This window comes from Pseudomonas sp. MWU349, from assembly GCF_017947325.1.
GTDB lineage: Bacteria > Pseudomonadota > Gammaproteobacteria > Pseudomonadales > Pseudomonadaceae > Aquipseudomonas > Aquipseudomonas protegens.
The window spans coordinates 470,045-484,904 of record NZ_JAFEVP010000005.1 but is presented as its reverse complement, the minus strand read 5'-3'; the positions used below and the strand labels follow the sequence as shown (position 1 = coordinate 484,904).

13 protein-coding genes are annotated in these 14,860 nt (G+C 63.4%); 9 read left to right on the top strand and 4 right to left on the bottom strand.

Annotation, left to right across the window (positions count from 1 at the left end; genetic code table 11):
- Positions 1–86 precede the first annotated feature (86 nt).
- The 4 genes from KCG88_RS22245 to KCG88_RS22230 all read left to right on the top strand — a co-directional run bounded on the left by KCG88_RS22245 (position 87) and on the right by KCG88_RS22230 (position 5,709).
- The gene (locus KCG88_RS22245; protein WP_210713100.1) at positions 87–3,005 is read left to right on the top strand and encodes an aminotransferase; all 2,919 of its coding nucleotides are present in this window, start codon (positions 87–89) and stop codon (positions 3,003–3,005) included.
- Positions 3,006–3,273: 268 nt separating this feature from the next.
- Entirely contained in the window at positions 3,274–4,152 is an 879-nt protein-coding gene (aguB, locus tag KCG88_RS22240) for an N-carbamoylputrescine amidase (RefSeq protein WP_210713099.1), read from the top strand.
- Between the two features lie 5 nt (positions 4,153–4,157).
- Positions 4,158–5,264 (top strand): agmatine deiminase, encoded by a 1,107-nt coding sequence (aguA, locus tag KCG88_RS22235; protein WP_011058686.1) that lies wholly within the window; start codon positions 4,158–4,160, stop codon positions 5,262–5,264.
- A 244-nt stretch (positions 5,265–5,508) separates the two neighbouring features.
- The gene (locus KCG88_RS22230; protein WP_011058687.1) at positions 5,509–5,709 is read left to right on the top strand and encodes a hypothetical protein; all 201 of its coding nucleotides are present in this window, start codon (positions 5,509–5,511) and stop codon (positions 5,707–5,709) included.
- Positions 5,710–5,790: 81 nt separating this feature from the next.
- Here KCG88_RS22230 and KCG88_RS22225 read toward each other — a convergent pair whose 3' ends face one another.
- Positions 5,791–7,890 (bottom strand): TonB-dependent siderophore receptor, encoded by a 2,100-nt coding sequence (locus KCG88_RS22225; RefSeq protein ID WP_210713098.1) that lies wholly within the window; start codon positions 7,888–7,890, stop codon positions 5,791–5,793.
- A 262-nt stretch (positions 7,891–8,152) separates the two neighbouring features.
- Between KCG88_RS22225 and KCG88_RS22220 the strand changes: the two genes are divergently transcribed.
- From KCG88_RS22220 to KCG88_RS22200, 5 genes are all read left to right on the top strand, one after another.
- Positions 8,153–8,848 (top strand): DsbA family protein, encoded by a 696-nt coding sequence (locus KCG88_RS22220; protein WP_047335428.1) that lies wholly within the window; start codon positions 8,153–8,155, stop codon positions 8,846–8,848.
- A 27-nt stretch (positions 8,849–8,875) separates the two neighbouring features.
- Positions 8,876–9,265: a nuclear transport factor 2 family protein gene (locus KCG88_RS22215; protein WP_047283508.1), complete on the top strand. Its 390-nt coding sequence runs from the start codon at positions 8,876–8,878 to the stop codon at positions 9,263–9,265.
- Positions 9,266–9,503: 238 nt separating this feature from the next.
- Positions 9,504–10,790 (top strand): OprD family porin, encoded by a 1,287-nt coding sequence (locus KCG88_RS22210; RefSeq protein WP_047283509.1) that lies wholly within the window; start codon positions 9,504–9,506, stop codon positions 10,788–10,790.
- 206 nt (positions 10,791–10,996) lie between these two features.
- Complete coding sequence (locus tag KCG88_RS22205) at positions 10,997–11,662, top strand: hypothetical protein (RefSeq protein WP_230493583.1); 666 nt, start codon at positions 10,997–10,999, stop codon at positions 11,660–11,662.
- A gap of 5 nt (positions 11,663–11,667) precedes the next feature.
- Positions 11,668–12,363, top strand: coding sequence for a tetratricopeptide repeat protein (locus tag KCG88_RS22200; protein ID WP_210713097.1), 696 nt, complete (start codon positions 11,668–11,670; stop codon positions 12,361–12,363).
- Between the two features lie 71 nt (positions 12,364–12,434).
- Here the strand turns inward: KCG88_RS22200 and KCG88_RS22195 are convergent, their stop codons facing one another.
- From KCG88_RS22195 to KCG88_RS22185, 3 genes are all read right to left on the bottom strand, one after another.
- A complete protein-coding gene (locus tag KCG88_RS22195) occupies positions 12,435–13,565 on the bottom strand; it encodes a hypothetical protein (RefSeq protein WP_210713096.1) in 1,131 nt (376 codons plus the stop codon).
- Positions 13,566–13,589: 24 nt separating this feature from the next.
- The gene (locus KCG88_RS22190; protein ID WP_011058696.1) at positions 13,590–13,976 is read right to left on the bottom strand and encodes a cytochrome c family protein; all 387 of its coding nucleotides are present in this window, start codon (positions 13,974–13,976) and stop codon (positions 13,590–13,592) included.
- A gap of 79 nt (positions 13,977–14,055) precedes the next feature.
- Complete coding sequence (locus tag KCG88_RS22185) at positions 14,056–14,850, bottom strand: hypothetical protein (RefSeq protein WP_210713095.1); 795 nt, start codon at positions 14,848–14,850, stop codon at positions 14,056–14,058.
- Between the last annotated feature and the right edge of the window lie 10 nt (positions 14,851–14,860).

Genomic DNA, 14,860 nt, shown 5'->3' with positions numbered 1-14,860 from the left:
CTTGTCTTGCCTGTACGTTTTGGGGTTGCACATTAACTTGCGCAGTGGCGAGATAAGCGCCCAATAACAATTCCAGGGATCGTTGTATGTTGCTCGCCACCTTGATCCACCGTGCCAGTCTGCCCAGCCCGCAAGTCTTAGCGCAGCAAGCGCTGGAGTTGCTGGAAAGCCACTACGGCCTGCACGGCACCCTGCACTCGCTGGGCAGCCAGCAAGACCTCAACTACCGCGTCGACAGCCCCCAGGGGCGGTTTGTCCTGAAGATCTGCCGTGGTGACTACTCGGTCCTGGAGTTGCAGGCGCAGCACGCCGGCCTCAAGCATCTGCAACAGCACCCGGAGCTGCGAGTGCCCAGGGTCATCCCGGCGACAAACGGCGCGGACCTGCTGTCCCTGGAGATCGCCGGGCAGGCGCTGCACGTGCGCCTGCTGGACTATATAGAAGGCCGCTCCCTGACCCACCTGCCGCACCTGGGCGCCGAGTTGGTGGCGGGCCTGGGCCGGTTGTGCGGGCAGATGGACCTGGCCCTGGCGGATTTCGATCATCCGGGCCTGGAACGCACCCTGCAATGGGACGCCCGGCATGCCCAGGCATTGATCGGGCATCTGCTGCCGATCATTGCCGACCCGCAGCAACGAGCGGTGATCGCCAGCGCCGCGCAACGCGCCGAGCAACGCCTGCATCCGCTGCTGGAGCAACTGCCGGTGCAGGCCATCCACATGGACATCACCGATGACAACGTGGTCTGGCAGCGGGATGAAGCACGGCATTGGCAGGTGCAGGGGGTGATCGATTTCGGCGACCTGATCCGCACCTGGCGCATCACCGACCTGTCGGTGACCTGCGCGGCGCTGCTGCACCACGCCGAGGGCGACCCGCTGCGCATTCTCCCGGCGATCCAGGCCTACCATCAGGTCAATCCATTGCAACGTGCGGAGCTGCTGGCGCTCTGGCCCCTGATCGTGGCCCGGGCGGCGGTGCTGGTGCTCAGTGGCGAACAGCAGGTCAGCATCGACCCGGGCAATGCCTACAGCCGTGCCAACCTGAGCCATGAGTGGGAGATTTTCCGGGTCGCCAACTCGGTGTCGTTCGAGTTCATGGAGGCGGCGATTCTCACCGCTGTCGGGCACGCGCTGCCTGCCATCGGCGGTGAGGGGTTTGCCCCGCTCTTGCCGAGCCTGGTGGGGCGCGAATTCGCCCTGATCGACCTGGGTGTGCTCAGCCCGCACTTCGAGGCGGGCAATTGGGAGCAGCCGGGGATCGACGATCGTCTGTTGGCCGAAGCCGGCGCTGCCCATGGCCTGGCAGCCAGCCGCTATGGACAGTACCGCCTGTCGCAGACCCGTCCCGATAGCGCCGAGGAACCCTCGACCTGCCCCTTGCATGTACAACTGCAAGTGCCGCCCGGCACCGCTGTGGAAGCGCCGTTCGCCGGGCTCCTGCACCGTGGCGAGCAAGGCCTGTTGCGCCTCGATGGTCCGACCCTGAGTGTGCACCTGTGGGGCGTCGAGCCTTCGTTGCATCCGGGAGCGGCGCTGGTCAAGGGCCAGGTGCTGGGCGCCGTGGCGGCGGATGGTCGGCTCAAGGTGCAGCTGTGTCGCGCTGCCGAACTGGATCCACCGCTGTTCTGTACACCGTCCCGAGCCCCGGCCTGGCAAGCCCTGTGCCCCTCGCCGGCGGCGCTGCTGGGGCTGGCCTGCGATGCCGAGCCGGAGCTGGACCCGCAGACCCTGCTGGAGCGGCGTGACGCCAGCTTTGCTCGCTCGCAGAAGCACTATTACGTCGATCCGCCGCGGATCGAGCGCGGCTGGCGCAACCACTTGATCGACATGCAGGGGCGTTCCTACCTGGACATGCTCAACAACGTCGCGGTGCTGGGCCACGGTCACCCGCGCATGGCCGCTGAAGCGGCGCGGCAATGGTCGCTGCTCAACACCAACTCGCGGTTCCACTATGCGGCGATCGCCGAGTTCTCCGAGCGCCTGCTGGCCCTGGCACCGGACTCCATGGACCGGGTGTTCCTAGTCAACAGCGGCACCGAGGCCAATGACCTGGCGATCCGCCTGGCCTGGGCCTACAGCGGCGGCCGCGACATGCTCAGTGTGCTGGAGGCCTACCACGGCTGGTCGGTGGCGGCTGACGCAGTGTCCACCTCCATCGCCGACAATCCCCAGGCCCTCACCAGCCGCCCGGAGTGGGTGCACCCGGTGACCGCGCCCAACACCTATCGCGGCGAGTTCCGCGGCCAGGACAGCACCCCGTACTACCTGCGCAGCGTCGACCAGCAACTGCACAAGCTGGATGAGCAGCAGCGCCAACTGGCCGGTTTCATCTGCGAACCCGTGTATGGCAACGCCGGGGGGATTTCGCTACCGCCGGGCTACCTGCAGCAGGTCTACGAGCGGGTGCGGGCCCGGGGCGGGGTGTGTATCGCCGACGAGATCCAGGTGGGCTACGGGCGCATGGGCCAGTTCTTCTGGGGCTTCGAGGAGCAGGGCGTGATCCCGGATATCATCACCATGGCCAAGGGCATGGGCAACGGCCAGCCCCTGGGCGCGGTGATCACCCGTCGGGAAATCGCCGAGGCGCTGGAGGCCGAAGGCTATTTCTTCTCCTCGTCCGGCGGCAGCCCGGTCAGTTGCCGCATCGGCATTGCGGTGCTGGACGTGATGCAGGAGGAGAAGCTCTGGGAAAACGCCCAGGTGGTCGGTGAACACTTCCGGCAGCGCCTGGAGGCGCTCAAGGAAAACCACCCGCTGGTGGGAGCGGTGCATGGTTCCGGTTTCTACCTGGGGCTGGACTTGATCCGCGATCACGCCACCCTGGAACCGGCCACCGAAGAAACCACCCTGCTGTGCGAACGCCTGCGCGAGCTGGGGATTTTCATGCAACCTACCGGCGATCACCTGAACATCCTCAAGATCAAGCCGCCGATGGTCACGACTCGCCAGAGCGTGGATTTCTTCGTCGACATGCTGGCCAAGGTGTTGAGCGAAGAGCTCTAGGCGCAGGGCTCTGCTTTGCATTGACCGCCATTCGCCGGCAAGCCGGCTCCTGCACGCTTCGCAGGAGCCGGCTTGCTGGCGAATGCGCTTCTTGATAATTCGATTGTTATCGGCTTTTTGTCGATGATTTATCGTCGTTAATGGTTTTTCAGCTTTTAAAGTCGATATTTATCGGATATAAAGTGGCCGTATCCAGGCCCGGCCTCGCCGTGCCTGGTGCCTTGTGTCCGTTGTCATCGACCGCTTCGCCTTGCCCAGGAGTTGATCCATGAGCCGTACCGTTACCGTCGCCGCTACCCAGATGGCCTGTTCCTGGGACCTTGAGGCCAATCTGGAAACCGCCGAAAAACTGGTCCGTGAAGCCGCCTCCAAGGGCGCGCAGATCATCCTGATCCAGGAACTGTTCGAGGCGCCCTACTTCTGCCAGAAGCCCAACCCGGATTACCTGCAACTGGCCACCACGGTGGACAGCAACGTGGCCATCGCGCACTTCCAGAAAGTCGCCCGGGAGTTGCAAGTGGTGCTGCCCATCAGCTTCTACGAGCTGGCCGGGCGCGCGCGTTTCAACAGCATCGCGATCATCGATGCCGACGGCAGCAACCTCGGGATTTATCGGAAAAGCCACATCCCGGATGGCCCTGGCTACCACGAGAAGTACTACTTCAACCCGGGTGATACCGGCTTCAAGGTATGGAACACCCGTTACGCCAAGATCGGCGTAGGCATCTGCTGGGACCAGTGGTTTCCCGAGTGTGCCCGCAGCATGGCGCTGCAAGGCGCGGAAATTCTCTTCTACCCCACCGCCATCGGCAGCGAGCCCCACGACCAGACAATTTCCTCCCGCGACCACTGGCAGCGGGTGCAGCAGGGGCATGCCGGGGCCAACCTGATGCCGCTGATCGCCAGCAACCGCATCGGCAACGAAGAGCAGGACGGCTACGACATCACCTTCTACGGCTCGTCCTTCATTGCCAATCAGTTCGGCGAGAAGGTTCAGGAGCTCAACCAAACTGAAGAAGGTATCCTTGTGCACAGCTTCGACCTCGACGAGCTCGAGCACATCCGCAGCGCCTGGGGCAGTTTCCGTGACCGTCGTCCGAACCTCTATGGCGCGCTGAAAACCCTCGACGGTTCCCTGGAGTCCTGAACACTATGAGCACTTTGCACAGCACGCCGCGCGCCGACGGTTTCTACATGCCCGCCGAATGGGCGACCCAGACCCAGGCCTGGATGATCTGGCCCGAACGCCCGGACAACTGGCGCCTGGGCGGCAAGCCGGCGCAGGCCGCCCATGCCGCGGTGGCCAAGGCCATCGCGCGCTTTGAGCCGGTGACCGTGGCGGTGTCCGCGGCCCAGTATGAAAACGCCCGGGCGCGCCTGGACGTGCCCAATATCCGTGTGGTGGAAATGTCCAGCGACGACGCCTGGGTCCGCGACACCGGCCCGACTTTCGTCATCAACGCCAGTGGCGAAGTGCGCGGCGTGCACTGGGGCTTCAACGCCTGGGGTGGTTTCGAGGGCGGCCTGTATTCGCCCTGGAACCGTGACGAGCAGGTCGCCAGCAAGGTCCTGGAAATCGAACGTTGCCAGGAGTACCGCACCGAGGGCTTCGTGCTTGAAGGTGGCTCGATCCACGTCGATGGCGAAGGCACCCTGATCACCACCGAGGAATGCCTGCTCAACCACAACCGCAATCCGCACCTGTCCCGCGAAGAGATCGAGGCGGTACTGCGCGAGCATCTAGCGGTGGAGCAGATCGTCTGGCTGCCGGACGGCCTGTACAACGACGAAACCGACGGCCATGTGGATAACTTCTGCTGCTATGTGCGCCCGGGCGAAGTGCTGCTGGCCTGGACCGACGATCCCCAGGATCCGAACTACCCGCGTTGCCAGGCTGCCCTGCAGGTGCTGGAAAACACCCGTGACGCCAAGGGCCGCACCTTCAAGGTGCACAAGATGCCGATTCCCGGCCCCTTGTACGCCACTGAAGAGGAATGCGCCGGGGTCGACGCGGTGGAGGGCAGCCAGGAGCGCAACCCTTCGGTGCGCCTGGCGGGTTCCTACGTGAACTTCCTGATCGTCAACGGCGGGATCATCGCGCCCAGCTTTGACGATCCGATGGACGCCCAGGCCAAGGCCATCCTGCAGCAGCTGTTTCCCGAGCACGAAGTGGTGATGGTGCCGGGCCGTGAACTGTTACTGGGGGGCGGCAATATCCACTGCCTTACCCAGCAACAGCCCGCGCCACAGCGGATTTGAGTGCCGTTGTAACAGCCGATGTCGGTTGTTTGCCGGTGCCGGCCCGGCCCGTGGCCTGAGCTTCACCAGCCAGCCCGCAGCCTAGACAGGCCGCGGGCTTTTTCATGGCCGCATATCGGCACAAATGGCACATTGGCATAGCTCTTGTATCTCCCCTGGTGTGATTCTGAGACATGGAGAACAGTGTTGTTCTGTCATAAAGCTTGGATAAGTTAGGCCGCTCAGATACCAGGAGAGCGCTGGAATGAACATGGTCAGCGAGCGGGCGTCCCATCCCTTGGCAATGAATAACGAGTCGCTGCAGGTGCTGGCCCAATGGTTGAAGTCCAATGGAACGCGTCAGATCAGGGAACCTGATCCGCGCCGGATCATCATTGAGCGTTACCCCGCTGGATTGCTCAGCGAGGCGGAACTGCAGGCGTTGTGGGATGTGGTGAAAGGATAGACAGACAAGGGATGGTACGAAGCGCTGCCGGGATGGCAGCGCTTTTTTTTGCCTGGCATTCAGAGGCCGGGCATCCGGGCTTCAGAAGCGATAGTTGCCGGTGACCACCAGGCTGCGAGGGTCGCCCGGCTGGATCTGGAAGGCGCTGGTGGCGGAACTGTAGTACTCGCGGTCGGCGATATTGTTCAGCGCAGCGCGTACGTCCCAGTCCTTGTGCCGGTATCCGGCCAGGGCGTCCCAGCGGCCATAACCGGGCAGCGCCACGGTGTTGCTGCTATCGGCGAAGCGGTCGCCGACCAGGGTCAGGCCGGTCTCGGCGTACCAGCCCAGTTCCGGTTTCCAGGTGATGAACAGGCTGCCATTGCGCTTGGCGACGTTGTTCACGCGCTTGTCTTCGAAGCCGTTGTTGTCCTTGACCACCACGGCGTCCTGCAGGCCGATGCCGCCGCGCAGGTACCAGTTGCCGACGATCTTGCCGGTGCCCGTCAGCTCGATGCCGCGGGAGCGTTGCAGCCCGGTGAGTAGGGTGATGCTGCGGTCCTGCGGATCGGAGGTGCGACGGTTGTAGAGCTCCAGCTCATACACCGCCAGGGTGGTGCTCAGGCGTTCGCCCAGCCAGTCGCTCTTGACCCCGACTTCCTTCTGCCGGGTGAGCTCAGGGCTCAGGTCGTTGCCGTTCCCGGCGGCGTTCGGGGTGATGCCGATCAGGCCGCCGCCCACCGGTGAGAACGACTTGCTCCACGAGGCATAGAACGAGTGGTGCTCCAGCGGCGTCCAGACCACCCCCAGGCGCGGGCTGACGCTGTGGCTCTCGCGGCTTTCGGAGAGCCCGTTCCTGCGGTTGCTGGTCTGCACATCGAAGTTGTCGTAGCGCAGGCCGGCGAGCCATTGCCATTGATCGTTCAGGCGCAACTGGTCCTGCACATAGAGGGCCCGGCTTTCGACCTCGGTGTGGTTGTTGCTCCAGACCTGCATGCGGCCGGTGTGGCTCTGGTACGGGTTGGGGTTGTACAGGTCGACGGCGGGTACCGCCTGGCTGCCCGGCCCGGAAGTGGCGGCGTTGTAGAGGATCGGGTCGCGGCGCTGGCTGCCGAGCTCCAAGCCGGTGAGCAGGCGATGTTCCAGGCCGAAGGTGTCGAAACGGCCCTCCAGTTCGGTGTTGTTATGGACGTTGCGGGTCTTCAGGTCCTGCTGCCAGCGTTGGCGTTGGACCTTGCCGGTCGTGGCGTTGTAGCCGGTCTGGTAGGTGTTGTCGAAGTCGCTGTCGAGCTTGAATACCCCCAGGGTGTGGCGCAGTTGCCAGTTCTCGCTGAGCTCGTAGCTCAGCTTGGAGCGCAGGGACTGGGACTTGTCGTCGATGTAGTCGCGGTGATCGCCGTAGGTGGTGTCGCGGCTGACGTCCGCCGGGCGTCCGTTGACCCCGGGGATGCCGCGGTCCGGGGTGCGGTTGTAGCGGCTGTATTCGTACTGCACCAGCCAGTTCAGGTCCGGGGTCAGTTGCCAGCTCAAGGAGGGGGCGAACAATTGGCGGTTGCCGCTGACGCCTTTGCGGAAACTGTTCCGGTCCTCGTTGCCCAGGTTCAGGCGCAGGCTGATGTTCTCTGTCGGGTCGGCGCTGAGGTCGGCATACAGGCTGCGCAGGTCCTGGCTGCCGCCCTGGACTTCGACGCTGGAGCGGCGGCCGAATTCCGGCAGCTTGCTCACCCGGTTGATGATCCCGCCCTGGCTGCCACGGCCGTAGAGCACCGCCGCCGGGCCCTTGAGCACTTCGATGCGTTCGATGTTGTGCAGGTCGCGCACGTATTGGCTGTCGTCGCGGATGCCGTCCAGGTAGAAGTCGTTACTGGCATCGAAGCCGCGGATCCGCAGGCTGTCGAAGCGCGTGTCCGAGCCGCTGCTGACGTTGGGAATGCCACTCAGGGCGCTGCCCAGGTCGTTGACGCCGTAGTCCAGCACATTGGCGGTCTTGATTGTGTCGATGGCCTGGGGCACGTAGCGCGCCGGGGTCGAGGTACGGGTTGCAGTGCTGACTTCCTTGACCCGTGGGTCATCGGGGTCGGCTTCGGCCTCGGCGCTGATGGAGGTCAACGGCAGGGTAGTGCTGGCAGCGCAGGCAAAACCGCTGGCCAGCAGGGTGCAAAGACCCAGGGACAGGGGCATGAGGCGGAAATGGGCAGGCATCGGAAACGCATCCGAGAAGGGGAAATTCGAGGGCGCGAATGGTAATGCTTGTCATTAGCGTATGTTAAATATTCCCTAATAAGTTCTATTGGCTATTTGTTTCTGAATGTATCTTTCGGGCATCGGTTCGCATACTGAGGCCAAACAGACGGATTCGACCGGTTACTGCAACAGACTAAAAGCCAATTCGAGGTTTTTCCCTTGGCGCGCGCGGCCTAGTCTGCGTGACATCGAATTTTCAAGACCTTGCTGGAGCCCGGATATGCCCTTGGCCACCCTTCACTATATTTATGACCCCCTGTGCGGCTGGTGCTACGGGGCCAAGCCGCTGGTGCAGGCCGCCCAGGCGGTGGTGCCGGTAGTGGCCCATGCCGGCGGCATGATGACCGGGCGCAACCGCCAGCCGGTCTCGCCGCAACTGCGCGATTACGTCATGCCCCATGACCGGCGGATTGCCGAGTACACCGGGCAGCCTTTCGGCCAGGCCTATTTCGAGGGCCTGCTGCGCGATGAGACGGCCACCTTCGATTCGGCGCCGCCGATTGCCGCCGTACTGGCGGCCCAGGCTTTGGAAGGGCGGGGCCTGGAGTTTCTGGGCCGGTTGCAGACAGCGCATTATCTGGAAGGGCGCAGGATCGCCGACCGGCAGGTGCTGCTGGAGCTGGCGCAGGCCCAGGGGTTTGCCCCGGCCGCCTTCGAGGCGGCCTTCGACCAGGTGGTGGCCCATGAACTGGACAACCATATAAAGGCCAGCCGGGCCCTGTTGGCCAAGGTCGGCGGGCAAGGCTTCCCGACCCTGGTGCTGGAGCGCGATGGTCGTTACCAGTTGCTCGATATCAGCCCATGGCTGGGCAAACCCGAGGCCTTCGCCGACTGGCTGAAGACCTCCCTGGGCGCCGATAGCCGCCCTCACGATGGCGCGGTCCAGGCCTGTGGCCTGGACGGTTGCACACCCTGAATTCACCTGACCTGCGTGGAGTCACCCATGGATAACCTAGCGTTGATCAAGAGCACCTACGAAGGTGCCAACTCCCAGGAAAATGCGCGCAACACCGCAGCGGCCCTGGCCCCCGATGCGCGCTGGACCGAGGCGGCGGGCTTTCCCTATGCCGGCACCTATGTAGGGTTCGAGGCGGTGCTGGAGCATGTCTTCAAGCGCCTGGGCTCGGAGTGGCAGGACTTCACCTTCAAGGTCGAGAACTATGTGGCCCAGGGCGACAAGGTGTTCGCCTATGGCAATTACCAGGGCGTCTACAAGGCCTCGGGCAAGCCGATCGATGTACGGGTGGCTCACTTGTGGACCCTTAAAGATGGCAAGGTCACTCACTTCGAGCAATTCGTGGACAGTCACACTGTGCAGCTGGCAATGCTCTAGCCCGCAGTTCTTAGAATATTTTCAGCTATTCAAAGACGATTCACGAAATTGACACGTTGTTAAGGGCGCAGATAGGATTCGCCCCAACGCCTGTGGCCAGGAGCCATATTTCAGAATAATAAAAGGCCCGCCGCGCTCACCCGCGGTCGGGCTTTTTTGTTTCAACGGTAGAAGAGCGTTCAATCGCCATAGCCGCGGAGCTCACAGCGCGTCACCAAACCGTAATAAGGAAAATAAAATGTTTAAACAGCGGATCTGCTTGGTTGCACTGGGGATTTTGAGCGCAACACAGGCCATGGCCGACGGCCAGGCCGACGCCAAGGGTTTTGTTGAAGACAGCAGCCTGAAAGTGCTGTTGCGCAACGCCTACATCAACCGTGACTACAAAGATGGCAACCCGGACAAGGCTGAATGGGGCCAGGGTTTCATCGGTACCTTCTCCTCGGGCTTCACCCAAGGCACCGTGGGCGTGGGCGTTGACGCCTTCGGCCTGTACGCACTGCGCCTGGATGGCGGCAAGGGCCGCAGCGGTGCCGGTGGCATCGACTTCTTCAAGCAGGGTGACAGCGGTAGCGCTGCAGACGACCTGGCCAAGGCCGGTGCTGCAGTCAAGTTCCGTTTCTCCAACACCGTGCTGACCTACGGTGACCAGATGCCGGCCCTGCCGGTGCTGAACTACGACAACTCGCGCCTGCTGCCGGAAAGCTACACCGGTACCCTGATCACCTCCAAGGAGATCAAGGGCCTGGAGCTGAACGCAGGTCACTTCACCGCCGAATCGCGCAAGAGCGCCGAAGGCCGTGACAGTGGTGGCCTGAAGTCGATCAACGTATTAGGCGGTAGCTACCAGTTCACCGAGCAGTTCAAGGGCGCGCTGTACGCTTCCGACGTCGAAGACGTGCTGAAGAAGCAGTACATCAACCTGAACTACGTATTCCCGCTGGCCACTGATCAGTCCCTGACCCTGGACTTCAACGGCTACCGTACCGAGCTGGACAAGTCCTACGCCGAGAAGGCTAAAGCCGGCGGCGAAGACAACAAGATCTGGAGCCTGGCAGCCACCTACGCCATGGGCCCGCACTCCTTCACCCTGGCGCACCAGCGCAGCACCGGTGACAGCAACCTGGGCTATGCCTACGGCGGCTACCAGCGTGGTCAGAACCGCGTGGGCGATGGCGGCAACACCATCTACCTGGCCAACTCCTACTGGTCCGACTTCAACGCCGAAGACGAGCGCAGCTGGCAGCTGGGCTACGGTCTGGACTTCGGCGCCTTCGGCGTACCGGGCCTGACCTACAACGTCGCCTACGTGCGTGGTGACAACATCACCACCTCGACCTCCACCGGCGGCAGCGAGCGGGAAATCTTCAACCAGCTCAAGTACGTAGTACAGAGCGGTCCGGCCAAAGACCTGAGCGTGAAAGTACGCAGCTCGGTACTGCGGGTTTCGCAGAAGTCTTCCGAGTACAACGTGGGCGGCAACGAACTGCGTGTGTTCGTCGACTACCCGATCAACGTGTTCTGATGAACGCCTGATCACCCCCCTGATATCAGGGGGGGCAACACGAAAGCCCCGACTGGTTCGGGGCTTTTTTGTGCCTGGGCATCCGGGTTGCGCACATGCCCGGGATGGCGGGTGACTGTTCTTGCCCGGGTGCCTTTTTCGGCGAGTGGTTGGCGCATATCAATCTTGTTACAGTCCACCCCCCTGTCTTGTCACGGATGATTTCGATGTTCCGTACCCTGCTATCCGGCCTGTGCCTGCTGAGCGTCGCCAGCATCGCCCACGGCCAGCAAGCGACTGCGCCCGAGCAGTTGCTGAGCGACTTCTCCCGCTGCGATGCGCAGTTCTTCCAGAACCTGAATACCGCCCGACTGCCGACCGGCACCTTGAGCCTGGCCCGGTACGGTGCGGTAAGCGCGCCCAAGGTCATGAACCCTTTGCAGGAAGGCGGGCGCTACCAGGCCTTCGAACAGCCGCTGCTGGTCAATGGCGTGCGCCTGGTGGGCTACTACAACGAAGCCCAGTCGCTGAAGTCGGTGGGCAACCTGCTGTTCTGGGGCTTTGTCGCCGAGGGCCAGCCCAAGGACGTGGCCGCGGCGCTCAAGCCGCTGCTGGTGGACAACAGCCGCCTGAAGGCAGACCGCAGCGCCATGAGTCGGGTGGAGATCCGCCGGGTCGGCGACCCCATCGACCAGTGGCGCACCGAAGGCCTGGCGGGCGGTGGCGTGGCTACGCCATTCGGTTATGTCGAACGCATCCTGAGCATCGACATCGGTACCACCAACGCACCGATTGCCGGCCGCACCACGATCTTCTGCAGCTTGCAGGGCACGGTCACCGCGCCGTTGCTGCAGGTGTATCGTCCTGACCTCAATGCCCATCTGCTGGATTGAAAAACATGCCTTCATTGTCTGTACGCGGGTCGCTCCTGCTTGTGTGTGCCCTTGCTGTGACTGGCTGCGCCAGCCTGCAGAGCCAAGACCAGATCAACTACGCCCATTGCCGCATGGTGGGCCAGGCTTCCAAGGCCGAAAAATTCGACGTGGTGCTGCAAGAGGCCGACCTGTGCCTTGAGAAGAACCAGCTGAGCCAGCCCATGCAGAGCCTGGTGTACTGGCTCAAATCCGATGCCTACGCCAGCTTCAAGCGTTACCCGGAAGCCATCGCCGCCAAGGAAAAATCCATCGAGCTGGGCCCCAAGTCCGATGCTCGGGCGGTGCTGGACCTGAGCCGTCTTTATCGCGAAGCGGGCAACCCGCAAAAGGCCCTGGAGCTGGTGCAGTCCAACCTTGACAACAACCTGGGCGAGGCGGGCAAGGGCACTGGTTTCAACATGCCGACCTACTACCACCTGGGCCAGACGCTGTACGACCTGGGCCGCTATCGCGAGGCCGCGGAAGCCTACAGCACCGGCCTGTTGAAGCAGCCCGACTATGCCTGGGCCTTCTACCACCGCGGCCTGGCCTACGACAAACTGGGCCAGACCGACGACGCCCGCGCTGACTTTGCCCAGTTCGCCAAGCTGGTGAACCAGAAGTACGTCGAGCCGCAGCACCAGGCCAAGCTGGCCGAGTACAAGATCACGCTGCCTTGAATGCAGCGTGGTTGATGCAATAAAAAAGGCTCGCCTGATCGCGAGCCTTTTTTATCCGCGGGAGCTGCCCGTCAGTCGTCCGGATTGATGGCGAACTTCAGCTGGTTGCCCTGCAGGTAGACCACCGCTTCACGGCCATGGATATCCACCGGCCGGGCCGACATTGCGTCGTGATCGGTGACTATCTTCGACAACTCCTTGCCCCGCATATCGACCCGCCAGATACAGGCCCGGGGCCCTTGGTTATCGAAGTACAGCACCGGGCGCGTGGTGCTCCAGGTCGGGTTGACGATGGCCCATCCGGCATCGGGCTGTTTCTGCTCGGTGATGTTCTCCGAATGGCTGCCAGCGTTGGCGCGGTCATAGTTCAGGGACAGCTGGCTGCTGTCGCGGTTGAGGTCCTGCTCCACCCGCGCCCGGGCGTGCATGAAGGTGTTGGAGCCAACCTGGAACACCTGCTGGGTGCTGGAGGGTGCGCTGCGCGAACCCAGGCGGTAGACCATGCTTTGCTGCAACTGGCCCGCCAGCTGCTCGCGGTAGTAGAACTGGCCATCGACTATCCCGGCGTAGCGCGGCCCCTGGTCGTTGGCCCCGGGATTGGCCCAGCCGGCGAAGGCGATGTCCTGGGCGATGGGATGCAGCCCCGGCTGGTCATCGGCGTACTCATACAGGGTGCCGATATACACCGGCTTGCCCTGCTGATAGCGCCCGACAAACAGCACCACATGCAGCACCCCGGCGATCACCTGGGCATCGACGATCTGCTGGTCGCCCTGGGGCAGGGTGCTGTTGAAGGTGGCCAGGGTGAAGTTCTGCCAGTCGTCCGGGTCATAGACCAGGTACGCCTCGCCGGGAGCCAGTGGGCGCAGTGCGTCCGGGGCGGGCGCGGGAGGAATCGGCAGCGACGTGAGCATTTTCACCTGGGCCCGGTAGACCGACTCCAGGCAATCGGTGTCGGGACAGGTATTGCGGGTGTTCTTCAACCAGTGGCCTTGCAGCAGGCGGAACACCTGCAAGTGTTTCAGCGCCTGGTAGCGGCGGGTCATATCCTCGTCCTTGGCGGACAGCGTCGGCGTGGCGCAGACGGTCTTTTCCACTTGGGTCGAGGCCTTGGCGCAGTCGAAGCCGGCGGCCTGCAGATCGGGCGCCAGCGCGCCCAGGGCGAGGCTCATGGCCGCCAGCGAGAGCAAAGGGAGCTTCATCAACACATCCTTGTCGAAAACGGGTCAGGGGGTCTGGAACGTCTGCAGATAGGCCAGCAGATTATCGATTTTTTCCTCATCGCTCAGCCCCCAGAAAATCATTCGGGTGCCGGGTACCACGGCCTTGGGATCTTCCAGGTACTGGATGAGCTTGTCTCGGCTCCAGACAATGCCCGAGGACTTCATGGCCGTCGAGTACTGGTAGTCCGCGGCGCTGCCGGCGGGGCGGTCGATGATGCCATTGAGCTGCGGCCCGAAGGAGCTGCGCACCGAAGGCCCGATGTTATGGCAGCCGCTGCACAGGCGCTTGAACAGCTTGGCGCCGGCTTCGGCATCACCGGCCAGGGCCGGGGCGCTGAATAGCAGGGAGTGGAGCAAGAGGGTCAGGATTGATACGGCGATGGGCTTCATGGGCGGCCTGCGTGCAGCTGGAATCGGCGGCTATTGGAGCATGAAGCGCATGCCTGGGGGGAGCCTTGCCATGCAAGGCTCAGAAGCGCCCACTGATACCCAGCAACGGGCCCTTCTGGACAATGTCGTAGACAAACCCGTCATGGCGATAATCGACCCCCATGGCCCGGTAGCCGGCCACCGCCGAAAAGCCCGGCAGGAACTCCCAGCCCGCCAGTGCGGCCAGGTCCCAGTCTTCCCGGGACTGCCCGGCGCCCGCCATGCCCCAGGCGGAGAGCCAGAACCGCTCATTCACGGCGTAGTGCCCGCGCACCCCCGCCATCGCGTCGGCCCAGGTGGCCTTGTCCGAGCCCGACAGGCCCCCGGCCGGCCCACCGTGCAGGGTGATGCTGGTGCTGCTGTACCAGACGCGCACGCCGCCGGCGATGTCCAGGCGATGGTCGTCATCCCCCAGCACCTGGTAGCCGCCCCCCAGGAAACCCGAGGCGGTCTTGCTCTGCACTTCAAGTTTGGACGCCAGCGCTCCGGTTGGCAGCCGGTTGCGGGTGTCGGTGTCGATGTACATCAGGTCGGCGAGCACGCTGTAGGGGCCGCGCCGCGCTTCGCCCATCAGCATTACCGACATGTCGACACTGCGCGCGATGTCCGAGAAGTCGGACTTGATGAACTGGGTCCCTGTGCTGCGGTGGCCTACGTGCCCGCGGATCCCGGCGCCCCAGACGTACGGGCCGCCGTTGAACCGCCAGCCATCGTCGTCTGCCGCCATGGCCACCAGCGGCAGGCTGGTTCCAGCGGTCGTCAAGGCGCCCAGCAGCAGCGCCAGGCGGGTGTGCCGAAGCAGCACCGGTGAGTGCGGATGGTCACGGTGGATCATGCTGTTTCTC